A 22521-nucleotide genomic window follows, 5' to 3' on the forward strand; every position below is an offset into this window, starting at 1 on the left:
GCCCCGTCGGGAAGGTGCCCGGGGGCTGCCGCTGCGGCGGCGATCGGCGAGTTGGGGAAGGGCATGGCGATCGAGTACCGCATCAATCTGGATGACGAACAGGGCTTCAGCTACCGCATCGAACTGGAACGCCGCTTCGATGGCGAGCAGGCCGTCGGGGCGCCGGCGTGGACGCGCCTGGAGCACAACCAGTGCAGCAACTGCCCGCTGTCCCGCGAGCAGCACAGGCATTGCCCGGCGGCGGTGGACCTGCACCGGGTGATCGAGGATTTCCGCGGCCTGCCGGCGCTGAAGAAGGTGGACGTGCTGGTGCGCACCCCCGAACGCGAGTACCGCAAGCAGGTCGGCCTGGAGGAAGGCCTGCGGGCGCTGCTGGGGGTGATCATGGCCACCAGCGCCTGCCCGCTGCTGGGGCGGCTCAAGCCCATGGCCCAGCAGCACCTGCCGTTCGCCAGCAACCAGGAGTTCATCACCCGCGCGGTGTCGCTATACCTGATGCGCCAGTACTTCAACTACCGCGAGGGGCGCCACGCCGACTGGGAACTGAAGGGGCTGGTGCGCCTGTACCAGCAGCTGCAGCTGGTCAACCAGGCGTTCTGGCAGCGCATCCACGACAGTTGCGTGGGCGACTCCAACCTCAAGGCCTTCCTCAGCTTCTTCTCCATGTCCTCGAGCATGAGCTATTCGCTGGAGGCGCAGTTGCAGAAGGTTCGCCCGGTCCTGATGAGCGGGGGAGAGGTGTTCTGAAACCGGGCGCCCGCCGCGGCAGGCGCCCGGGCTGACTCACTCGGTCTTCTGCAGGCGCACCGCCAGCACGTCGCAGGGCGCGCCGTGCAGCACGTCGTTGGCGGTGGAGCCCAGCAGCAGGGCCAGGCCGTGGCGGCCGTGGCTGCCGACGATGATCAGGTCGCAGCCCTGTTCCTTGGCCAGGCGGTGGATTTCCTGGCGCGGCTGGCCGTAGACCAGGTGGCTCTGGGCGATGGACACCTGCGGGTAGCAGAGGGTGAACTGGTGCATGCGCTCCTTGGCCTGGTCGAACTGCTGTTGCTGCAGCATCGACAGGTCCATCGGCACGTCACCGCCGAAGGCCATGGCCATGGGCTCGACCACATGCACGGTGGACAGCTGCGCCTGGGTGCTGGAGGCCAGCGCCACGGCGCGCTTCATCACCGGATCGCATTCGTCGGTGAGGTCCACGGCGACCAGGATGTGTTGGTAGGGCATGAGCGTCTCCTCCGGGGGACAGTTATGAATGCAAGTATGGCCCTTTGGGCCGAGGTATACCCGATATGACGGTCTGGTGGTCGATTCTGCTCCTGGCGCTGGTGCTCAGCCCGCTGGCCTGGCTGATGCCTTCGCGCGGCCAGCGCGGGCAGATGGACCTGCGCCTGCAGGCGCGGCGCCTGGGGCTGGCCATGCAGATGGCGCGCCAGGAGTGGCCGCACTGGCTGGAGCGGCAGCCGCCGCAGAGCTGCGCGCAGTACCACCGCGGCCGCAGCCGCGGGCGCAACGACGAGTGGCGCTACTGGCAGAGCGCGCCGGGCGTGTGGCTGGATCGCTGGCGCGAGCCCTGCGCCGACGCGGAACTGCTCGCCGACCTGGCGACGCTGCCGGGCGACGTGTACATGGTCGAGGCTTCGGCGCAGTTCATCGCCCTGTACTGGGGCGAACGCGGCGACGCCAGCCACCTGCAGCGCATCGCCGAGTTCCTTTCCCGGCGCGCCTGAGCGCCGTGGCGCTGCCGTCATTCAGAGCTGCGCCGCGGCATAGTGGCCGGAGACCTGCTCCAGGTCGGCGATGATGCCGTCGGAGTACTTGTCGATGAGGAAGGGCACGTTGCTCTGCGCGGCGCCCTGCAGCGATTTCTCGATGAATCGCCACTTGGTGGAGATGGCCCGCAGCTCGCGGCCGATCTCCGGGCTGGTCTGCGGCGCCTGCTGCAGTTGCAGCAGGTTGATGGCGAAGCGGTTGGTCAGGTCGTCCAGGGCCTGCTGGTCCTCGCTGCGCACCGGGTTGGCGCCCACCGAGGCGTTGCGCGACACGTAGTTCCAGGTGATCGACTGCATCAGCAGGCTCTGCTCGCGGCTCTGCTGGGTGAGCGGCGGCACCTGCTGGCCGCTGTCCTTCTGGATGCCCTCGTAGAGCTGTTCGGCGGTATCCAGCAACTGGCTGTTGCGGCGGGCCAGGTCGCCCAGGGGCTGGAAGTCGTTGTAGCCGTTCTGCTTCTGCGCCTGCAGCTGCTGCTCCAGGGCCTGGCGGTAGCCGTCCCACTGTTCCTGCAGCTTGCTCCTGAGCTGCGCCGAGGCGCTGCCGGGCATCTGCCCCAGGCGCTCCAAGGCGCCGCCGGCCTCGGCCGTGGAGCTGGCCACCAGGCCCGCGTAGCGCGGGTCCCCGGCCATGGCGTTGAGCAGGAACAGGTCGCTCAGGCTGCGCTGGGCGGCCAGGCGCATCTGGTGCAGCGCCAGCAGGTCGCCGGCGGGCTCGGCGTGGGCCAGAAAGGGCAGGGCGGACAGGACGAACAGGGACAACAGGCGGGCCAGCGGGCGGCATGGCATGGGCGCGTCTCCTTGGGGCCGTGGGGCTTCTTGTTGTTCTTCGCGATGCTCGGCGACAAGCGATTCGCCGGACTCTAACCCGCGTCCGGGCATTTTGCCAACGACGGGGCTGGCTGCGGGCCAGACAGCGGCACGGGGCGCCATGGTTTTGCTGAATGTCGCGGCAGAACCTCGCTGAATGCGGCGAACCAGAGGCCTTTCGGACAGCCGTCCGCGATTGACAAGCGCAGGCTTTTCGAAGAAGGTGTGCACACCCGAATCAAACGGGCGTATGAATCGAGCGTTTGCCATGTACGAACGGTCGAACCAAGGCCCCGACTATCGCATCGGCGGGTGTGCCGCAGGCTTTGGGACTATGCTCCGCGACTGCGGAACGGTCCCGATACACGGCGTCCGATGCGTGAGTTCAAGCTTCCCTAGCGTGGAGATCAGTTGATGATTTACCAAGGTAAAGCCATCACGGTTAAGGCTCTTGAGAGCGGCATCGTCGAGCTGAATTTCGACCTCAAGGGCGAGTCCGTCAACAAGTTCAACCGGCTCACCCTGAACGAACTGCGTGAAGCAGTCGATGCGATCAAGGCCGATGCGTCCGTCAAGGGCGTGATCGTGACCAGCGGCAAAGGCGTGTTCATCGTCGGCGCCGACATCACCGAATTCGTCGACAACTTCAAGCTGCCGGACGAAGAACTGCTGGCCGGCAACCTCGAAGCCAACAAGATCTTCAGCGCCTTCGAGGACCTCGAGGTCCCGACCGTCGCCGCGATCAACGGCATCGCCCTGGGCGGCGGCCTGGAAATGTGCCTGGCCGCGGACTTCCGCGTGATGAGCGCCACCGCCAAGATCGGCCTGCCGGAAGTCAAGCTGGGCATCTACCCGGGCTTCGGCGGCACCGTGCGCCTGCCGCGCCTGATCGGCGTGGACAACGCCGTCGAGTGGATCGCCTCGGGCAAGGAAAACCGTGCCGAGGACGCCCTGAAGGTCGGCGCCGTCGACGCCGTGGTCGCCCCCGAGCAGCTGCAGGCCGCGGCCCTGGACCTGGTCAAGCGCGCCATCGCCGGCGAGCTGGACCACAAGGCCCGCCGCCAGCCCAAGCTGGAAAAGATCAAGCTCAACGCCATCGAGCAGATGATGGCCTTCGAGACCGCCAAGGGCTTCGTCGCTGGCCAGGCCGGCCCGAACTACCCGGCCCCGGTCGAAGCCATCAAGTCGATCCAGAAGGCTGCCAACTTCGGCCGTGACAAGGCGCTGGAAGTCGAGGCCCAGGGCTTCGTCAAGCTGGCCAAGACCTCGGTTGCGCAAAGCCTGATCGGCCTGTTCCTGAACGACCAGGAACTGAAGAAGAAAGCCAAGCAGTACGACGAAGTCGCCAAGGACGTGAAACTGGCCGCCGTGCTCGGCGCCGGCATCATGGGCGGCGGCATCGCCTACCAGTCGGCGGTCAAGGGCACCCCGATCCTGATGAAGGATATCCGCGAAGAGGGTATCCAGATGGGCCTGAACGAGGCCTCCAAGCTGCTCGGCAAGCGCGTCGAGAAGGGCCGCCTGACCCCGGCCAAGATGGCCGAGGCGCTGAACGCCATCCGCCCGACCATGTCCTACGGCGACTTCGGCAACGTCGACATCGTCGTCGAAGCCGTGGTCGAGAACCCCAAGGTCAAGCAGATCGTGCTGGCCGAGGTGGAAGGCGTGGTGAAGGAGGACGCGATCCTCGCTTCCAACACCTCGACCATCTCCATCAGCCTGCTGGCCCAGGCGCTGAAGCGCCCGGAAAACTTCGTCGGCATGCACTTCTTCAACCCGGTGCACATGATGCCCCTGGTCGAGGTCATCCGCGGCGAGAAGTCCGGTGAAGTGGCCGTCGCCACCACCGTGGCCTACGCCAAGAAGATGGGCAAGAACCCCATCGTGGTGAATGACTGCCCCGGCTTCCTGGTCAACCGCGTGCTGTTCCCGTACTTCGGCGGCTTCTCCAAGCTGCTGGGCTTCGGCGTCGACTTCGCGCGCATCGACAAGGTCATGGAGAAGTTCGGCTGGCCCATGGGCCCGGCCTACCTGTCCGACGTGGTCGGCATCGACACCGGCCACCATGGCCGCGACGTGATGGCCGAAGGCTTCCCGGACCGCATGGCGGTGGAAGGCAAGACCGCCGTCGACGTCATGTACGAGGCCAACCGCCTGGGCCAGAAGAACGGCAAGGGCTTCTACGCCTACGAGACCGACAAGCGCGGCAAGCCGAAGAAGGTCAGCGACCCGCAGGCCTACGAACTGCTCAAGGCCATCGTCAGCGAGCAGCGTGAGCTGACCGACGAGGACATCATCAACTACATGATGATCCCGCTGTGCCTGGAGACCGTGCGCTGCCTGGAAGACGGCATCGTCGAAACCGCCGCCGAGGCCGACATGGGCCTGATCTACGGCATCGGCTTCCCGCCCTTCCGTGGTGGTGCGCTGCGCTACATCGACTCCATCGGCGTGGCCGAATTCGTCGCCCTGGCCGACAAGTACGCCGACCTGGGCCCGCTGTACCACCCGACCGCGAAGCTGCGTGAAATGGCCAAGAACGGCCAGAAGTTCTTCGGTTGAGTGCGAACGAATAGAGCGAGAGTGAATTTATGAGCCTGAATCCGAGAGACGCCGTCATTGTCGACTTCGGCCGCACCCCGATGGGCCGTTCCAAGGGCGGGATGCACCGCAACACCCGTGCGGAGAACATGTCCGCGCACCTGATCAGCGGCGTGCTTGCACGCAACCCGAAGGTCGACCCGGCGGAAGTCGAGGACGTCATCTGGGGCTGCGTGAACCAGACCCTGGAGCAGGGCTGGAACATCGCGCGCATGGCCTCGCTGATGACCCAGATCCCCCACACCAGCGCCGGCCAGACCGTCAGCCGCCTGTGCGGCTCGTCGATGAGCGCCCTGCACACCGCCGTGCAGGCGATCCAGACCGGCAACGGCGACGTCTTCGTCGTCGGCGGCGTGGAGCACATGGGCCACGTCGGCATGATGCACGGCGTCGACCCGAACCCGCACCTGTCGCTGTACGCCGCCAAGGCCTCCGGCATGATGGGCCTGACCGCCGAGATGCTGGGCAAGATGCACGGCATCACCCGCGAGGCCCAGGACAAGTTCGGCGTGCGTTCGCACCAGTTGGCGTGGAAGGCCACCCAGGAAGGCAAGTTCAAGGACGAGATCATCCCGATGGAAGGGTATGACGAGAACGGCTTCCTGAAGGTCTTCGACTTCGACGAGACCATTCGTCCGGAAACCACCCTGGAAGGCCTGGCCTCGCTGAAGCCGGCGTTCAACCCCAAGGGCGGCACCGTGACCGCGGGCACCTCCTCGCAGATCACCGACGGCGCTTCCTGCATGATCGTCATGAGCGCCCAGCGCGCCAAGGACCTGGGCATCCAGCCGATGGCCGTGGTCCGCGCCATGGCCGTGGCGGGCGTCGACCCGGCGATCATGGGCTACGGCCCGGTGCCCTCGACCAACAAGGCGCTCAAGCGCGCCGGCCTGACCATCGACGACATCGACTTCGTCGAGCTCAACGAAGCCTTCGCCGCCCAGGCCCTGCCGGTGCTGAAGGACCTCAAGCTGCTCGACAAGATGGACCAGAAGGTCAACCTGCACGGCGGCGCCATCGCCCTGGGCCACCCGTTCGGCTGCTCCGGTGCGCGCATCTCCGGCACCCTGCTGAACGTGATGAAACAGAACGGCGGCACCCTGGGCGTGTCCACCATGTGCGTGGGCCTCGGCCAGGGCATCACCACCATCTTCGAACGCGTCTAAGCTTTCGTCGATGGACGAGCCGGGGCCTTGTGCCCCGGCTTTCGTTTTTCCGGGCGGCGGGGTTGCCCCGATCGCCCTGGGCCTGGAGAATCGCGGCTTTTTTGCCGAGGAGGGCAGCGAATGGAACTGCAGACCGGCCTGTACCGTCACTACAAGGGCCAGCACTACCGCGTGCTGGGCGTGGCGCGGCATTCGGAGAGCGAGGAGACCCTGGTGGTCTACCAGGCGCTGTACGGCGAGTTCGGCCTCTGGGTGCGCCCGCTGGGCATGTTCACCGAAGCGGTGGAGGTGGACGGCGAGCTGGTTCCGCGCTTTGCTCTGGTGAGCGCCGAAAACGACCCGCTGGGATTGACCCAGGTCGGTTTCGGCGAATCCTGAACTTGACCTTGGGCGGACCACCACTATATATAGCGGTGCCGTTCCGGGCGCCTCCCTCCTTATATTCATCTTCTCGAAGCAGGAATCTTCCGATCCATGGGTAAATCGCTGGTCATCGTGGAATCACCGGCCAAGGCCAAGACCATCAACAAGTACCTGGGCAGCCAGTACGTGGTGAAGTCGAGCATCGGCCACATTCGCGACCTGCCCACCAGCGGTTCGTCCAGCGCGAAGGAGCCGGCCGCGGCCAAGGCCCGCAAGAGCGCTGCCGAAGCCCCTGCGCTGTCGCCGAAGGAGAAGGCCAAGCGCCAGCTGTTCACCCGCATGGGCGTGGACCCGGAGCACGGCTGGAAGGCCAAGTACGAGATTCTCCCCGGCAAGGAGAAGGTGATCGAGGAGCTGCGCCGCCTGGCCAAGGATGCCGACACCATCTATCTCGCAACCGACTTGGACCGCGAAGGGGAGGCCATCGCCTGGCACCTGCGCGAGGCCATCGGCGGCGACGACAGCCGCTACAAGCGCGTGGTGTTCAACGAAATCACCAAGAAGGCCATCCAGGAAGCCTTCTCGCAGCCTGGCGAGCTGGACATCAACCGCGTCAACGCCCAGCAGGCGCGGCGCTTCCTCGACCGCGTGGTGGGCTACATGGTCTCGCCGCTGCTGTGGTCGAAGATCGCCCGCGGCCTGTCCGCCGGCCGCGTGCAGTCGGTGGCGGTGAAGCTGGTGGTGGAGCGCGAGCGCGAGATCCGCGCCTTCGTTCCCGAGGAATACTGGGAAATCCACGCCGACCTGAACACCCCGCGCGGCGATAAGGCCCGCTTCGAAGTGGTGCGCGAGAAGGGCGAAGCCTTCAAGCCGCTCAACGAAGCCCAGGCCATGGCCGCCCTGGAGAAGCTCAAGGCCTCCAGCTACAGCGTGGCCAAGCGCGAGGACAAGCCGACCTCCAGCCGGCCCTCTGCGCCCTTCATCACCTCGACCCTGCAGCAGGCCGCGAGCAACCGCCTGGGCTTCGGCGTGAAGAAGACCATGATGATGGCCCAGCGTCTCTACGAGGCCGGCTACATCACCTACATGCGTACCGACTCGACCAACCTGTCGGCCGACGCCATCGACATGGTGCGCGGCTTCATCGACAGCGAGTTCGGTAAGAAATACCTGCCGGCCAAGCCGAACTTCTATTCCAGCAAGGAAGGCGCCCAGGAAGCGCACGAAGCGATTCGTCCGTCCGACGTCAACCTGCGTCCGACCCAGCTGTCGGGCATGGAGCGCGACGCCGAGCGCCTGTACGACCTGATCTGGCGCCAGTTCGTGGCCTGCCAGATGCCGCCGGCCGAGTACCTGTCCACCACCGTCAGCGTCGCCGCCGGTGACTTCGAGCTGCGCGCCAAGGGCCGCATCCTCAAGTTCGACGGCTACACCAGGGTGCTGCCGCAGCAGGGCAAGCCGGGCGAGGACGACGTGCTGCCGATGATGGACCAGGGCGATGCGATGAAGCTGCTCAAGCTCGACCCGAGCCAGCACTTCACCAAGCCGCCGGCGCGCTATTCCGAAGCCAGCCTGGTCAAGGAGCTGGAGAAGCGCGGCATCGGCCGCCCGTCGACCTACGCGGCGATCATCTCGACCATCCAGGAGCGCGGCTACGTCACCACCCACAACCGCCGCTTCTACGCCGAGAAGATGGGCGACATCGTCACCGACCGCCTCAACGAGAGCTTCTCCAACCTGATGGACTACGGCTTCACCGCCGGCATGGAAGAGCACCTGGACGACGTGGCCCAGGGCGAGCGCGACTGGAAGCACCTGCTCGACGAGTTCTACGGCGACTTCAAGAAGAAGCTCGAAGTGGCCGAGGTCAGCGAGAAAGGCATGCGCGCCAACCAGCCGACGCCGACCAGCATCCCCTGCCGCGAGTGCGGCCGGCCGATGATGATCCGCACCGCCTCCACCGGCGTGTTCCTCGGCTGCTCCGGCTACAGCCTGCCGCCGAAGGAGCGCTGCAAGGCCACCATCAACCTCATCCCCGGCGACGAGATCGCCGCGGACGACGAGGGTGAGTCCGAATCCCGCGTGCTGCGCGGCAAGCACCGCTGCCCGATCTGCAGCACGGCGATGGATGCCTACCTGCTGGACGAGAAGCACAAGCTGCACATCTGCGGTAACAACCCGGACTGCCCGGGCTACGAGATCGAGGAAGGCCAGTACCGCATCAAGGGCTACGAAGGTCCGAGCCTGGAATGCGACAAGTGCGGCAGCCAGATGCAGCTCAAGACCGGCCGCTTCGGCAAGTTCTTCGGTTGCACCAACCCGGCCTGCAAGAACACCCGCAAGCTGCTGAAGAACGGCGAGCCGGCGCCGCCGAAGATGGACGCCATCCGCATGCCCGAGCTCAAGTGCGAGAAGGTCGACGATGTCTACGTGCTGCGCGACGGCGCTTCCGGCCTGTTCCTGGCCGCCAGCCAGTTCCCCAAGAACCGCGAGACCCGCGCGCCCCTGGTGAGCGAGCTGATCCCGCACAAGGACGAGCTGGACCCGAAATACCACTTCCTGCTCGCCGCGCCGCAGAAGGACCCGGATGGCCGCCCGGCGGTGATCCGCTTCAGCCGCAAGACCAAGGAGCAGTACGTGCAGTCCGAGGTGGACGGCAAGCCCAGCGGCTGGCGCGCCTTCTTCGACGGCGGCAAGTGGAAGGTCGAGGACAAGCGCTGATGGGCGGCGCGCCCCGCGCAGGCGGGGCGCGCATATACTGCCGAGTGACCGCATGAGGGCGCGCTGATGGCTCAGGAACTCTACACCCGCACCAACCAGAAGCTGTATTTCGCCGGCCTGGCCCTGGAAGCCTGGCGCAAGGCGGAAGAGGCGCGGCCGATGAACGCCCAGGCGCTGGTGCAGGCCGAGCGCGAGGCGGCGTTGTTCCACCTGTATGGCGCGGTGCTGGGCGTAGCCCATGAGATCGCCGGCTACTACCGCCTGCCCGAGGCCAATGCGCCGCGCGTCGAGCTGCTGCTCAACGCCGAGGTGCTGGCGGCCTCGCCGAGCCCGGAACTGGCCGAGCTGGTGGAGCTGGCGCAGCAGCCGGAAACCTGGCTGGCGCAGCTGCTGGCCGCCTACGCCGAGCTGTTCCAGCCGCCGCGCGAGCCGCGCAAGGCCAAGGTCGACCCGACCCAGCCGCTGATCCAGGCCGTCAGCCTGGACGAGGAAGAGCCGCAGGCCCTGGGCAACGCCGAACTGGAAGCCTGGCGCAAGTCGCTGAAGGAAATGGTGTTGCGCTTCCGCGGGGCGCTGACCGAGCTCTGAAGCCTGCCGGAAGTCGGTTGGGCTAGGGGAGAGCGGCCATGACTGTTACAATGGCCGTTCTGCTGTGAGAGAACCTAGCCATGCCGACCTCATTCCTGGAAATCGTTGAACTGCCCGATGGGCGCATCGTACTGCGCCGCGCGGAAGACGAGGAGGCGCTGGTGACCCTGGAGTTCTCCAACGACGCCAAGGGCTTCCTGCAGGGCCAGCACATCGAGATCGCCAAGGCGATGTTCAACGTCGGCGTGCAACTGGCCGGCCGCCTCGCCGAAGGTGGCGAGGTCGAGCAGGACGGCCCGCGCGTCCTGCACTGATCCCCCTTCCTTTACTACCCCAGACGGATATTCAGGCTCTGCGCCTGCCCGGCGAGCGCCGCACGGGACAGTTGCGCGCGCGCCTTGCCGCCGAGCGCCGATAGCCAGCTGACCACCGTGTGGCTGTGGCCCAGGCGCAGCGCCTCGCAGGCCAGGCTCAGGGCGGAGGCCTGGTCGCGCGCCGGCAGCAGCAGGATGCGCTCGCGGTTCAACCCGGCCTTGCGCAGCCAGTCGTGGGTGAGGCTGGCCGGCGGGGCGATCAGCGTCAGCCAGCGGGCATCCTTCTCTTCGCTGAGTTCGCGCAGGATGGGCGCCAGCAGGCTCTGGCAGTGGCCCGGCAGGCCGCGCAGCGACAGTTCGCTGAAGGCTTCGTCCTCGACGGCATCCGGTTCTGCCAGCTTGGCCAGCAGGGGCTCTTCGGCGTTGGCCCAGAGCGCCTCCTGGAATAGCGGCAGTTGGGGCAGGTCCAGCGGCTGGGGATACTGCATGGGGCCTCCTGTCAGCGGCGGATGACGCCGACGCTCAAACCTTCGATGGTCAGTTCCTGTTCCTCGAGGTCGACCTCGATGGGCGCGAACTCGGGGTTCTCGGCGATCAGCCAGACCTTGCTGCCCTCGCGCTTGAAGCGCTTCACCGTGACCTCTTCGCCAAGGCGGGCGACGACGATCTGGCCGTTGCGCGCCTCGCGGGTGACGTGCACGGCGAGCAGGTCGCCGTCGAGGATGCCGACGTCCTTCATGCTCTGCCCGCGCACGCGCAGCAGGTAGTCGGCGCGCGGGTTGAAGAAGGCCGGGTTGATGCGGCAGGCGTCCTCGACGTTCTGCTCGGCGAGAATCGGCGCGCCGGCGGCGACGCGGCCGATGATCGGCAGTTCGTCCTCGTTGGCGGCGGCCTTGGGTTCGAAGCCGGGGATGCGGATGCCGCGCGAGGCGCCGGGGGTCATCTCGATGGCGCCCTTGCGGGCCAGGGCCTTGAGGTGCTCCTCGGCGGCGTTGGGCGACTTGAAGCCGAGCTCCTGGGCGATCTCGGCGCGCGTCGGCGGGTAGCCGTTGTCTTCCAGGCAACGCTTGATGAAGGAGAGAATCTCGGCTTGGCGCGGCGTCAGCTTCTGCATGTCCCTACTCTGTCTTTTTGTACAGTGGCTGGGATTATATACAGTGGTCGGCCACTGGCAACGAATTATTTCATCGGCCGGGGCTGTAATTCGGCGGATTCGGCCAACGTCCCGCTGGCATCGTTCGTCGTATTGCCCGAGAATCCGCAACAATCCCCCCGCGCCAGGCTTGACAATGGATTGATTTGAAACGTAAGTTTCAAACAAGTGTTTGTCAGGTGAAATCATCCATGGCCCAGTCGGAAACCGTCGAACGTATCCTCGATGCTGCGGAGCAGCTGTTCGCGGAAAAAGGCTTCGCCGAGACCTCGTTGCGTCTGATCACCAGCAAGGCCGGGGTCAACCTGGCGGCGGTGAACTACCACTTCGGCTCGAAGAAGGCGCTGATCCAGGCGGTCTTCTCGCGCTTCCTCGGGCCTTTCTGCGCCAGTCTGGAAAAGGAACTGGACCGGCGCCAGGCCAAGCCCGACGCGCCGCGCGCCAGCCTCGAGGAACTGCTCGAACTGCTGGTGGTGCAGGCCATGGCGGTGAAGCCGCGCAGCGGCAACGACCTGTCGATCTTCATGCGCCTGCTGGGCCTGGCCTTCAGCCAGAGCCAGGGGCACCTGCGCAAGTATCTCGAAGAGGTCTACGGCAAGGTGTTCCGCCGCTACATGCAGTTGGTCAACGAAGCCGCGCCGCGCCTGCCGCCCATCGAACTGTTCTGGCGCGTGCACTTCATGCTCGGCGCCGCTGCCTTCAGCATGTCCGGGATCAAGGCGTTGCGCGCCATGGCCGAGAACGACTTCGGCGTGAACACCTCCATCGAGCAGGTGATGCGCCTGATGGTGCCGTTCCTCGCCGCCGGCATGCGCGCCGACAGCGGCGTCAGCGACCCGTCCCTGGCCGGCGCCCAGCCCAAGCCGCGCAGCAAGGCGCCGGCGCCGGCCAAGGTCTGACCGCGCTGGGCCTGCCACGGCCGATCGGCTAAAGTAGCGGGCCATTCCTGCTGTCGCTGGCGGACGATGCCCGATCTCGACCTGCTGCACATTTCCCTCGCCGACCAGGTGCTCTACGGCTTCGCCGCGCAGCGTCTGGTGCTGCGTTTGCCCGTCTCCACCGCGCTGAACGGCGCCGGCGAGCGCCAGGGCTCCGGCTGCACGCCGCGCGGCCTGCACCAGGTGCGGGCGAAGATCGGCGAGGGCCTGCCCTGCGGCGCGGTGTTGCGTGGCCGGCGCTGGACCGGCGAGGTGTGGAGCCCGGCGCTGCACGAGCAGTTTCCCGGGCGCGACTGGATCCTCACCCGCATCCTCTGGCTGAGCGGCTGCGAGCCCGGCGTCAACCGCCTGGGCGAGGTGGATACCTTCCGTCGCTACATCTACCTGCACGGCACGCCGGACTGCGAACCCATGGGCGCGCCGTTGTCCCATGGCTGCGTGCGCCTGCGCAACGCCGACCTGCTGCAACTCTTCCCCCGTGTGCCGCTGCACTGCTCCGTGCGCCTCGACGAGGCGCCGCAGCCGCAGTGGCGCGCGGCCGAACTCTGTTAAGGATTCCCCCATGCAAGGCTCCCTGATGCTCGACATCGGCGGCACCTGGCTCACCGCCGAGGACCGCCGGATCCTGCGCCACCCCGAAGTGGGCGGGCTGATCATCTTCGCCCGCAACATCGAAAGCCCGCGCCAGGTGCGCGAACTCTGCGCGGCCATCCGCGCCCTGCGCCCGGACCTGCTGCTGGCGGTGGACCAGGAGGGCGGCCGCGTGCAGCGCCTGCGCCAGGGCTTCCTGCGCCTGCCGGCGATGCGCGCCATCGCCGATAACGACAATGCCGAGCGCCTGGCCGAGCAGTGCGGCTGGCTGATGGCCACCGAGGTGCTGGCGGTGGGCCTGGACCTGAGCTTCGCCCCGGTGCTGGACCTGGACCACCAGCGTAGCGCCGTGGTCGGCAGCCGCGCCTTCGAGGGCGACCCGGCGCGCGCCACGCGGCTGGCCGGCGCCTTCATCCGCGGCATGCACGCCGCCGGCATGGCCGCCACCGGCAAGCACTTCCCCGGCCACGGCTGGGCCGAGGTGGATTCCCACGTGGGGATTCCCGAGGACGAGCGCAGCCTCGACGAGATCCGCCGCAGCGACCTGGTGCCCTTCCAGCGCCTGGCCGGCGAGCTGGATGCGGTGATGCCCGCCCACGTCATCTACCCGCAGGTGGATGCCGGCCCTGCCGGTTTCTCGCGGCGCTGGCTGCAGGACATCCTGCGCGGCGAGCTGGGCTTCGACGGGGTGATCTTCAGCGACGACCTGTCCATGGCCGGCGCCCACGTGGTGGGCGACGCCGCCAGCCGCATCCAGGCCGCGCTGAATGCCGGTTGCGACATGGGCCTGGTGTGCAACGACCGTGGCTCGGCGGAACTGGCCCTGGGCGCCCTGCAGCGCCTGAAGACGAAAGCTCCCGAGCGCCTGGCGCGGATGCGCGCCAGGGCCTGGCCGGGCATCGAATACAAGCAGCTGCCGCGCTGGCAGCAGGCCGTGGGCGAACTGCGCGCGGCACAACTGATCGACTGAGGATTCGCCATGACCGTCTACGCCATCATCGGCGGCACCGGCCTGACCCAGCTGGAAGGCCTGACCCTGAAGGATTCGCTGAACCTGGACACGCCCTACGGCGCGCCCTCGGCGCCGATCCAGCGCGGCGAGTACGCCGGCCGCGAGGTGCTGTTCCTGGCCCGTCACGGCCACCCGCACCGCTTCCCGCCGCACCAGGTGAACTACCGCGCCAACCTCTGGGCGCTCAAGCAGGCCGGCGCCCAGGCGGTGCTGGCGGTCAACGCGGTGGGCGGCATCCACGCCGCCATGGGCAGCGGCCACCTCTGCGTGCCGCACCAGATCATCGACTACACCTACGGCCGCGAGCACACCTACTTCGCCGGCGACATCGATCATGTCACCCATATCGACTTCAGCCATCCCTATGACGAGGGGCTGCGCCAGAAGCTGGTGGCGGCGCTGCAGGCGCTGGGCCACCCGCACAGCAGCCATGGCGTCTACGCGGCGACCCAGGGCCCGCGCCTGGAGACGGTGGCGGAAATCGCCCGGCTGGAGCGCGACGGCTGCGACATCGTCGGCATGACCGGCATGCCCGAAGCCGCCCTGGCCCGCGAGTTGGAGCTGCCCTACGCCTGCCTGTCGCTGGTGGTCAACCCGGCGGCCGGCAAGTCCAGCGGCATCATCACCATGGCCGAGATCGAACAGGCCCTGCACGAGGGCATCGGCAAAGTGCGCGAGGTGCTGGCGCGGGTGTTGGTGGGCTGATAGGCCTGCCGCCGCGATTCGTGCTGATCGCGGACAAGGTCCGCTCCTACAATGGAACGCCATGCCTCCCGGCGGCTGTAGGAGCGGGCCCTGCCCGCGATTTCGCGCGCAGGGCGCGCGTATGGTGTGAGGGCGTACCCGTAGGAGCGGATCTTATCCGCGAATCGCGCCGGGAGGTCCGGTTATCGCGGACAAGGTCCGCTCCTACAATGGAACGCCATGCCTCCCGGCGGCGGTAGGAGCGGGCCCTGCCCGCGATTTCGCGCGCAGGGCGCGCTCCTACATGAGAATCGTGCGGCAGGTCAGGCTTTCGGCAGGGGCGCGAAGAGGGCGTCTATATCGCTGTCCTGCAGCTGAAGACCGCTGTCCTTGCCTTCTTCCAGCACACCGGCGGCCAGCGCTGCCTTCCTTGCCTGCAATTGCTGGATCTTCTCTTCCAGGGTGCCGCGGGCGATCAGCTTGTAGACGAACACCGGCTTGTCCTGGCCGATTCGGTAGGCGCGGTCGGTGGCCTGCTGTTCCACTGCCGGGTTCCACCAGGGGTCATAGTGGATCACGGTGTCGGCGGCGGTGAGGTTGAGGCCGGTGCCGCCGGCCTTCAGGCTGATCAGGAACAGCGGCACGCGGCCCTGCTGGAAGTCTTCCACCGGCTGGCGGCGGTCGCGGGTGTCGCCAGTGAGCAGGGCGTAGGGGATGCCGCGTTGCTCCAGCTCCGCCTGGATCAGTTCGAGCATCGAGGTGAACTGCGAGAACAGCAGCACGCGGCGGCCTTCCTCCAGCAGTTCGTCGAGCATTTCCAGCAGGCCGGCGAGCTTGCCCGAGCCCGCCGCCGGCAGGGTTTGGTCCAGCAGGCGCGGATCGCAGCAGACCTGGCGCAGCTTGAGCAGGGCTTCGAGGACCACGATGTGGCTGCGTGCCAGCCCCTTGCGCTGGATTTCCGCACGGACCTTGCTGTCCATGGCCAGGCGCACGGTTTCGTAGAGGTCGCGCTGGACGTCGCTGAGTTCCACCCAGTGGGTGATCTCGCTCTTGGGCGGCAGTTCGTTGGCCACCTGTTCCTTCTTGCGCCGCAGCAGGAAGGGCTTGATGCGGGCGTTGAGGTGGGCCAGGCGCTGGCTGTCGCCGGCCTTTTCGATGGGAGTGCGGTACAGGCGGGCGAAGCTGCGCGCATCGCCCAGCCAGCCGGGCATGACCAGGTCGAACAGCGCCCAGAGCTCGCCCAGGTGGTTTTCCAGCGGCGTGCCGGTCAGGCACAGGCGCTGGCGGGCGTCGAGCTTCGCCGCGGCCCGGGCCGACTTGCTGCTGGCGTTCTTCAGGTACTGCGCCTCGTCGAACACCGCCAGGTGCAGCGGCTGGCGGCTCAGCGCCTCGATGTCCCGCGGCAGCAGGGCGTAGGTGCTGAGCAGCAGGTCGTACTGGCCGAGTTCGTCGAAGCCCTTGTGGCGGTCGCTGCCGTGCAGGGTGAGCACGCGCAGGTCCGGGGCGAAGCGTTGTGCCTCGTCCTGCCAGTTGGCCACCAGGCTGGTGGGCATCAGCACCAGGGCCGGGCGGTCCAGGCGCCCGGCGCGTTTTTCCGTGAGAACGTGCGCCAGCACCTGCAGCGTCTTGCCCAGGCCCATGTCGTCGCCGAGGATGCCGCCCACTTCCAGTTCGCGCAGCGCCTGCATCCAGGCCAGGCCCTGCAACTGGTAGGGGCGCAGCTCGGTCCGCAGGCCCTCGGGGGGCTGGCACGCTTGCTGGTGGTGGTCGCGCAGGCGCTTGGCGAAGCGCAGCAGGCGTTCGCCGCCCTGCCAGTGCAGGGGATGTTCGTCGAGCGGGGCGAGCAGCCCGGCGTCGGCGCTCGACAGGCGCAGGCTGTCGCCGTTGTTTTCCGGGCTGGCGAGGTACAGCCCCTCCAGAACCTGCAGTATCGCCTTGACCCGCTCCAGCGGCAGGCTGACCTTCAGCGGCTTGCCGTCGGCCTGGCGATGCGCGTGGAGCCGTATGGGCAGCTCGGCTCCGGGGGCGTTGGCTGCGCCATCACGCAGCGCCTCGGGGCGCTGGCGGAGCAGTTCCAGCAGCGGTTGCAGCAGGCTGACTTCCTGGCCGTCGACGCGGATGCCCAGCTCCAGGTCGAACCAGGCGTTGCCGGCCTCTTCCTCTATGTGGACGAACCAGTCCTCGACTTCGCTGAAGTCGAGGAGGAACTCGTCGGCCATCTCCACCACCCAGCCCTGTTCGCGCAGTTTCGGCAGGCCGCGGAGAACCGCGGGCCAGCGCTCGGCATCCGCCGAGAAGACTTCGGACTTGTACTCCAACTGGCGGGGAGTGTCGTATTTGCCGAGTTTCTCCAGGCCCAGCTTCTGCAAGCTCTTGCGCAAGGCCTGCTCGATCTTGGGTTGGCGCTCGATGGTGACGAAGCTGCCATCGACGTGGAAGCGGATCGGCTGGTCCTTGCGTGCAGGGCCATGCACCCGCTGCCCCTGGTAGGCGAAGTCAAGGGCGGCGAGGTGGCGCAGCTCCTCGACGAAGCCATAGCGTTCCCTGCTGTAGGAGCGCTGGGTCAGGCTGGTCAGGTACAGGTGGGGAACGGGGCGGACGTCTTCCAGGCGCTGCTCCGCGTAGCTCACCGGCAGGGGCGCCTGGGGCGCCAGTTCCTTCAGTTGCAGGGCGAACAGCATGGCCTCTTCCTCGCTCACCGGCGGTGCGCTCGGCAGATAGCTGGCCAGGGCCTCGGGCAGGCCGTGGTGCAGCGGGCCCACGCGCAGGTTCTTGCGGTCGAGGTACCAGGGTGGCGTCAGTTGCGTCAGCAGTTGTGGCCGGGGCTCGGCGTCGGTATCCCAGGCGACCCTGTAGTCACCGTACTCGTCCCTGCGCCAGGCGAGCCGAGCGGGCAGTTCCGGGCCTGCGAGCAACTGGCTGGCCGGCGGGCCCAGGTCGAGGAACAGGCGCCCGCTGCGCAGGATCAGCTCCAGCAGCTCGGCGCCCTTGCGGCCCTTGAGCGCTATTTCGCTGGTGTGGGGCTGGGTGCCCGGGGCGTCCAGTGCGCGGACCAGGATTTGCTGGTCCACGGCATCCACGCAGGGCAGGCTCTGGGCTATCGAGGAGATGCGCAGGTAGCCCTGGAGCTTGCCGCCTGCCGTATGGGCGGCGGTGTGGATCAGTATTCGGCCGCTCTTGGTCAGGCGGTAGTACAGGGGCGACTCGTGCAGCGCCGTGCCGGGCGGCTGCTCCCTGAGGACGGCGGGCAGCTTCCTCAGCCAGTGCTGCAGGTCGTAGGACAGCTCGGTGGCGGTCCTCTGGGGTGGGCGGGCGGCTGGCGCGGGCTCCGCGGAGGTCGAGGGGGGCAGGCCTTCCAGCAGGTGCAGCAGCGCCGCCGCGCAATGCTTGCAGTCGAAGCCGACCGGGCAATCGCACTGGCACTCGAGGGTGTCGCCGCTGGCGGAAAGGCCGATGCGCTGGCGGTAACGATTGCTGCCCGAGCCATCGCACACGCTGTCCAGCGTGCGCTCGGTCAGGCGGGTGATCTGTATCCGGCCCTCGCGGGCGTAGGCTTCGCCGCGGACCAGGGTGACGCTGGGGAACAGGCGGCGCCAGGGAATGCGTCGCAGGTGCTCGATGAACGGCGGCATGCTGCCCCCCTTTGCGTTTACTGCTGGTCTGGCTCGCTCGCCGGCGGGGCGTCGAAGCCGCCGTTGGCCGGGGCTTCCGGGGCGGGTTGCTGCGGTTGCCCGGCCGGCGCCTCTTCCTGCATTTCCGCCGGCGGCGGGGTGGTCGGCTTGGCGTTGAGCGGGCTGACGCGGATCAGCATGCCCAGGCTGGGATGGTCGAGGTAGGCCAGCACGTCGTTCTTCAGGCTGACGTCCTGGACCATGTGCTGGCTGTTGGCGAGCAGGCCGTCGGCGCCGAACTGGTTGATCCAGAAGTCCACCTGGGTGTCGACGAAGCGCTGCTGGCGCAGGCTGATGGTGCCTTCCACGGGGAAGTGGTCATCCTGCTGGCGGCCTTCGCTGAGGGCGATCTTCACCGGCGTGTCGCCGATGGACTGTTTCCAGGCCTTGTGCATCAGCACGTGGTAGCCCTGGGCCTGGGCCAGCTTGTTGGCCTGGGCGTCCATCGCCGTCGGCCGGCGGGCGTCCTCGCCCAGCGGCTGGGCGCCCTTGGCCCAGTCGTCGGGCGCCGGCTGGCTGGAGTAGACGACGTCGCCTTCCTGCTGGAACAGGATCAGTTCGACCTGGTAGAGGTCGTCGGCGAAGCTCGCCGGGGCGATAAGGGCAAGCAGCAGCGGCAGGTAGCGGAACATACTGGTCCTTTCAGGATGCGTTGGGCGCGAGGCGCTCGAACAGCGCCTCGAGGGTGTTGAAGCGTTCTTCCGGGCGCTCCATGGGCACCTGGAACTTGAACAGGGTCGCGCCTTCGAACTTGTAGCGGTTCGGCTGGCTCTGGATCAGCTTGATCAGCACCAGCGGGTCGACGCAGGTATCGGCGGCGAATTCTACCCGGCCTCCCTGGGGGCCGGCATCCACCTTGACGATGCCGAGCTTCTCCGCCTGCAGTTTCAGGAGCGTCAGACGCACCAGGTTCTTCGCCGGCTCGGGCAGCAGGCCGAAGCGGTCGATCATCTCCACCTGCAGTTCGCGCAGGCCGTCCTCGTCCAGCTGGTTGGCGATGCGCTTGTAGAGGATCAGCCGCGCGTGCACGTCGGGCAGGTAGTCCTCGGGGATCAGCGCCGGCACCCGCAGGTTGATGTCCGGGCCGCCGCCCAGGGGCTGCTCCAGGTTGGGCTGCTCGCCCTTGCGGATGGCTTTCACCGCGCGTTCGAGCATTTCCATGTAGAGGGTGAAGCCCACCGCCTGGATCTGCCCGCTCTGGCCTTCGCCGAGCAGCTCGCCGGCGCCGCGGATTTCCAGGTCGTGGGTGGCCAGGACGAAGCCGGCGCCCAGGTCCTGGGCGTTGGCGATGGCCTCCAGGCGTTTCTCGGCGTCCGGGGTCATCTGCTTGCGCGGCGGCGTCAGCAGGTAGGCGTAGGCCTGGTGGTGGCTGCGGCCGACGCGCCCGCGCAGCTGGTGCAGCTGGGCCAGGCCGAACTTGTCGGCGCGCTCGATGAGGATGGTGTTGGCGCTGGGCACGTCGATGCCGGTCTCGATGATGGTCGAGGCCACCAGCACGTTGAAGCGCTTGTGGTAGAAGTCGCTCATCACCCGTTCCAGATCGCGTTCGTGCATCTGCCCGTGACCGATGCCGATGCGCGCCTCGGGCACCAGTTCGGCCAGGTCGCGGGCGCACTTCTCGATGCTCTTCACCTCGTTGTGCAGGTAGTAGACCTGGCCGCCGCGCAACAGCTCGCGCAGCAGCGCCTCCTTGATCACCGCGTTCTGCTGTTCCATGACGAAGGTGCGCACCGACAGGCGGCGCGCCGGCGGCGTGGCGATGATCGACAGGTCGCGCATGCCGGCCACCGCCATGTTCAGCGTGCGCGGGATCGGCGTGGCGGTGAGGGTGAGGATATCCACCTCGCTGCGCAGGGCCTTGAGCTGCTCCTTCTGGCGCACGCCGAAGCGGTGTTCCTCGTCGATGATGACCAGGCCGAGGTTCTTGAAGCGCACGTCCTCCTGCAGCAGCTTGTGGGTGCCGATGACGATGTCCACCTTGCCTTCGGCGAGCTGGCCGACCGCGCCCTCGACTTCCTTGGCGGTCTTGAAGCGGCTCATCACCTCGACGGTCACCGGCCAGTCGGCGAAGCGGTCGCGGAAGCTGTTGTAGTGCTGCTGGGCTAGCAGGGTGGTGGGCACCAGCACCGCTACCTGCTTGCCGCTGTGCACGGCGACGAAGGCGGCGCGCATGGCCACCTCGGTCTTGCCGAAGCCGACGTCGCCGCACACCAGGCGGTCCATCGGCTTGTCGGCGAGCATGTCGGCCACCACGGCGTCGATGGCCGCCTGCTGGTCTGGCGTCTCCTCGAAGGGGAAGCCGGCGGAGAAGGTGGCGTAGTCGGCCTGCGGGTCCTTGAATGCGTAGCCCTTGCGCGCGGCGCGGCGGGCGTAGATGTCGAGCAGTTCGGCGGCGACGTCGCGGACCTGCTCGGCGGCCTTGCGCTTGGCCTTCTGCCAGGCCTCGGAGCCGAGCTTGTGCAGCGGCGCCAGGGCGTCGTCGCTGCCGGTGTAGCGGGCGATCAGGTGCAGGTTGGCCACCGGCACGTAGAGCTTGGCCTCGTCGGCGTACTCCAGGGCCAGGAACTCGGCGTTCTGCCCGTCGATCTCCAGGGTGATCAGGCCCATGTAGCGGCCGACGCCGTGGTCGATGTGCACCACCGGCGCGCCTTCGCGCAGCTCGGTGAGGTTCTTGATGACGTTCTCGCCGCCGTCGCGGGTCTTCTCGCGGCGCCGGCGCTGCATCACGCGCTGGCCGAACAGCGGGCTCTCGGCGATCAGCGCGACTTCGCCGCTCAGCAGCAGGCCGTCGTCCAGCGGCGCGATGGTGATGGCCAGGCGCTCGGGCTGGGCGAGGAAGGCCGGCCAGCCGTCGACTTCGCCGGGGCGCAGCTTCAGCCGCGCCAGCAGTTCCAGCAGCACCTCGCGGCGCCCGGCGGATTCGGCGCTGAACAGGATGCGCCCGGGGAATTCCTCGATGAAGCGGCGCAGCCGGGCCAGCGGCTCGCTGGCCTTGGCCTCGATGGCCAGGTCCGGCAGGGGCTCGGCGGGGAAGCTCTCGCGGCCCACGCCCGGCTCGACCGGCTCGGCGCTGACCACCACGCGCGGCCAGCTCTTCAGGCGGGCGAAGCAGTCCTCCACCGGCAGGAACAGCTCGGCCGGCGGCAGCAGCGGCCGCTCGGGGTCGTAGCGGCGGTCCTCGTAGCGGCTGCGCACGTCGTTCCAGAACTGCTCGGCGGCCTGCTCGATGCCCGGCAGGGAGAACACCTGGGTGTCCTGGGGCAGGTAGTCGAACAGGGTGGAGGTCTCGCCCTCCTCGAAGAACAGCGGCAGGTAGTACTCGATGCCGGCCGGGGTCAGGCCGCTGGCCAGGTCCTGGTAGATCGGGCAGCGCCGGTAGTCGACGTCGAAACGCTCGCGGAAGCGCCCGCGGAAGCCGGTGACCGCCTCCTTGCGCAGGGGGAATTCGCGCGCCGGCAGCAGGCGGATGCTCTGCACCTTGTCGATGGAGCGCTGGTTCTCCGGGTCGAAGGTGCGCAGCGTTTCGATCTCGTCGTCGAACAGGTCGATGCGGTAGGGCAGCTCGCTGCCCATCGGGAACAGGTCGATGAGCGCGCCGCGCACGGCGAACTCGCCGTGTTCGTAGACGGTGTCCACGCAGCGGTAGCCGGCGGCTTCCAGGCGCAGGCGCATCTGCTCGACGTCGAGCTTCTGGCCGACGTCCAGCACCAGGCTGCCGCCCAGCAGGAACTTCACCGGCGCCAGGCGGTGCAGGGCGGTGGCGATGGGCGCCACCAGCACGCCGCGGCGCAGCTCGGGCAACTGGTAGAGGGTGGCGACGCGCTGGGAAATGATGTCCTGGTGCGGCGAGAACACGTCGTAGGGCAGGGTTTCCCAGTCCGGCAACTGCAATACCGGCAGGTCCGGGGCGAAGAAACGCAGCTCCTGTTCCAGGCGCTCGGCGCTCTGGCTGTCGGTGGTCAGCAGCAGGGTGAAACGGCTGGCCCGGGCGGCGGCCTCGGCCACCGCCAGGCTCAGGGCGGCGCCGGGCAGGTTGCCCCAGGTTTGCTTGCCGGCCGCGGCCGGCAAGGCGGGAATACGCAATACGGACACGGGCGTAGCGGGCTCCGGTCGGAAATTTGACCGGGTGGATTGTAACTATCC

19 protein-coding genes are annotated in these 22521 nt (G+C 67.7%); 12 read left to right on the forward strand and 7 right to left on the reverse strand.

What is annotated here, in order from left to right:
• Positions 1–63 precede the first annotated feature (63 nt).
• A complete protein-coding gene (locus PcP3B5_RS09370; protein WP_043267330.1) occupies positions 64–747 on the forward strand; it encodes a DUF6901 family protein in 684 nt (227 codons plus the stop codon).
• A 36-nt stretch (positions 748–783) separates the two neighbouring features.
• Here the strand turns inward: PcP3B5_RS09370 and PcP3B5_RS09375 are convergent, their stop codons facing one another.
• Positions 784–1224 carry a universal stress protein gene (locus tag PcP3B5_RS09375; protein ID WP_043267328.1) on the reverse strand — a complete coding sequence of 147 codons (441 nt, stop codon included), beginning with the start codon at positions 1222–1224 and terminating at the stop codon, positions 784–786.
• Positions 1225–1289: 65 nt separating this feature from the next.
• Here PcP3B5_RS09375 and PcP3B5_RS09380 point away from each other — a divergent pair, with 65 nt between their 5' ends.
• Complete coding sequence (locus PcP3B5_RS09380; protein ID WP_061561097.1) at positions 1290–1727, forward strand: hypothetical protein; 438 nt, start codon at positions 1290–1292, stop codon at positions 1725–1727.
• A gap of 21 nt (positions 1728–1748) precedes the next feature.
• Here the strand turns inward: PcP3B5_RS09380 and PcP3B5_RS09385 are convergent, their stop codons facing one another.
• The gene (locus PcP3B5_RS09385) at positions 1749–2555 is read right to left on the reverse strand and encodes a hypothetical protein (protein WP_061561098.1); all 807 of its coding nucleotides are present in this window, start codon (positions 2553–2555) and stop codon (positions 1749–1751) included.
• A 435-nt stretch (positions 2556–2990) separates the two neighbouring features.
• On the opposite strand from PcP3B5_RS09385, the gene fadB reads away from it, so the two are divergent.
• From fadB to PcP3B5_RS09415, 6 genes are all read left to right on the forward strand, one after another.
• Complete coding sequence (gene fadB, locus PcP3B5_RS09390; RefSeq protein WP_058071960.1) at positions 2991–5138, forward strand: fatty acid oxidation complex subunit alpha FadB; 2148 nt, start codon at positions 2991–2993, stop codon at positions 5136–5138.
• Between the two features lie 29 nt (positions 5139–5167).
• The gene (fadA, locus tag PcP3B5_RS09395; protein WP_043319022.1) at positions 5168–6343 is read left to right on the forward strand and encodes an acetyl-CoA C-acyltransferase FadA; all 1176 of its coding nucleotides are present in this window, start codon (positions 5168–5170) and stop codon (positions 6341–6343) included.
• A gap of 120 nt (positions 6344–6463) precedes the next feature.
• Entirely contained in the window at positions 6464–6721 is a 258-nt protein-coding gene (locus PcP3B5_RS09400; RefSeq protein WP_009621354.1) for a DUF1653 domain-containing protein, read from the forward strand.
• Positions 6722–6817: 96 nt separating this feature from the next.
• Positions 6818–9427 carry a type I DNA topoisomerase gene (gene topA / locus PcP3B5_RS09405; protein WP_061561099.1) on the forward strand — a complete coding sequence of 870 codons (2610 nt, stop codon included), beginning with the start codon at positions 6818–6820 and terminating at the stop codon, positions 9425–9427.
• 66 nt (positions 9428–9493) lie between these two features.
• The gene (locus PcP3B5_RS09410; RefSeq protein WP_009621356.1) at positions 9494–10015 is read left to right on the forward strand and encodes a DUF6586 family protein; all 522 of its coding nucleotides are present in this window, start codon (positions 9494–9496) and stop codon (positions 10013–10015) included.
• A gap of 80 nt (positions 10016–10095) precedes the next feature.
• Positions 10096–10329 (forward strand): hypothetical protein, encoded by a 234-nt coding sequence (locus PcP3B5_RS09415; RefSeq protein WP_009621357.1) that lies wholly within the window; start codon positions 10096–10098, stop codon positions 10327–10329.
• A 14-nt stretch (positions 10330–10343) separates the two neighbouring features.
• On the opposite strand, the gene sulA is transcribed toward PcP3B5_RS09415, so the two are convergent.
• Entirely contained in the window at positions 10344–10817 is a 474-nt protein-coding gene (gene sulA / locus PcP3B5_RS09420) for an SOS-induced cell division inhibitor SulA (protein WP_058488915.1), read from the reverse strand.
• 11 nt (positions 10818–10828) lie between these two features.
• A complete protein-coding gene (gene lexA, locus PcP3B5_RS09425; protein WP_043267317.1) occupies positions 10829–11443 on the reverse strand; it encodes a transcriptional repressor LexA in 615 nt (204 codons plus the stop codon).
• 230 nt (positions 11444–11673) lie between these two features.
• On the opposite strand from lexA, the gene PcP3B5_RS09430 reads away from it, so the two are divergent.
• From PcP3B5_RS09430 to PcP3B5_RS09445, 4 genes are all read left to right on the forward strand, one after another.
• The gene (locus PcP3B5_RS09430) at positions 11674–12381 is read left to right on the forward strand and encodes a TetR/AcrR family transcriptional regulator (RefSeq protein ID WP_009621360.1); all 708 of its coding nucleotides are present in this window, start codon (positions 11674–11676) and stop codon (positions 12379–12381) included.
• A gap of 66 nt (positions 12382–12447) precedes the next feature.
• A complete protein-coding gene (locus PcP3B5_RS09435; protein WP_061561100.1) occupies positions 12448–12972 on the forward strand; it encodes a L,D-transpeptidase in 525 nt (174 codons plus the stop codon).
• Positions 12973–12982: 10 nt separating this feature from the next.
• Positions 12983–13981, forward strand: a complete 999-nt coding sequence (gene nagZ, locus PcP3B5_RS09440) for a beta-N-acetylhexosaminidase (RefSeq protein ID WP_061561101.1) — start codon at positions 12983–12985, stop codon at positions 13979–13981.
• Positions 13982–13990: 9 nt separating this feature from the next.
• Complete coding sequence (locus PcP3B5_RS09445; RefSeq protein WP_043267310.1) at positions 13991–14728, forward strand: S-methyl-5'-thioinosine phosphorylase; 738 nt, start codon at positions 13991–13993, stop codon at positions 14726–14728.
• Between the two features lie 302 nt (positions 14729–15030).
• Here PcP3B5_RS09445 and PcP3B5_RS09450 read toward each other — a convergent pair whose 3' ends face one another.
• From PcP3B5_RS09450 to mfd, 3 genes are read right to left on the reverse strand one after another with little or no spacing between them, the layout of a single operon-like run.
• Entirely contained in the window at positions 15031–18339 is a 3309-nt protein-coding gene (locus tag PcP3B5_RS09450; RefSeq protein ID WP_082816278.1) for a DEAD/DEAH box helicase, read from the reverse strand.
• A 17-nt stretch (positions 18340–18356) separates the two neighbouring features.
• The gene (locus PcP3B5_RS09455; RefSeq protein ID WP_009621368.1) at positions 18357–19010 is read right to left on the reverse strand and encodes a CsiV family protein; all 654 of its coding nucleotides are present in this window, start codon (positions 19008–19010) and stop codon (positions 18357–18359) included.
• Between the two features lie 10 nt (positions 19011–19020).
• The gene (gene mfd, locus PcP3B5_RS09460; RefSeq protein ID WP_061561102.1) at positions 19021–22470 is read right to left on the reverse strand and encodes a transcription-repair coupling factor; all 3450 of its coding nucleotides are present in this window, start codon (positions 22468–22470) and stop codon (positions 19021–19023) included.
• Positions 22471–22521: the final 51 nt, after the last annotated feature.

The sequence above is a fragment of the Pseudomonas citronellolis genome (assembly GCF_001586155.1).
GTDB lineage: Bacteria > Pseudomonadota > Gammaproteobacteria > Pseudomonadales > Pseudomonadaceae > Pseudomonas > Pseudomonas citronellolis.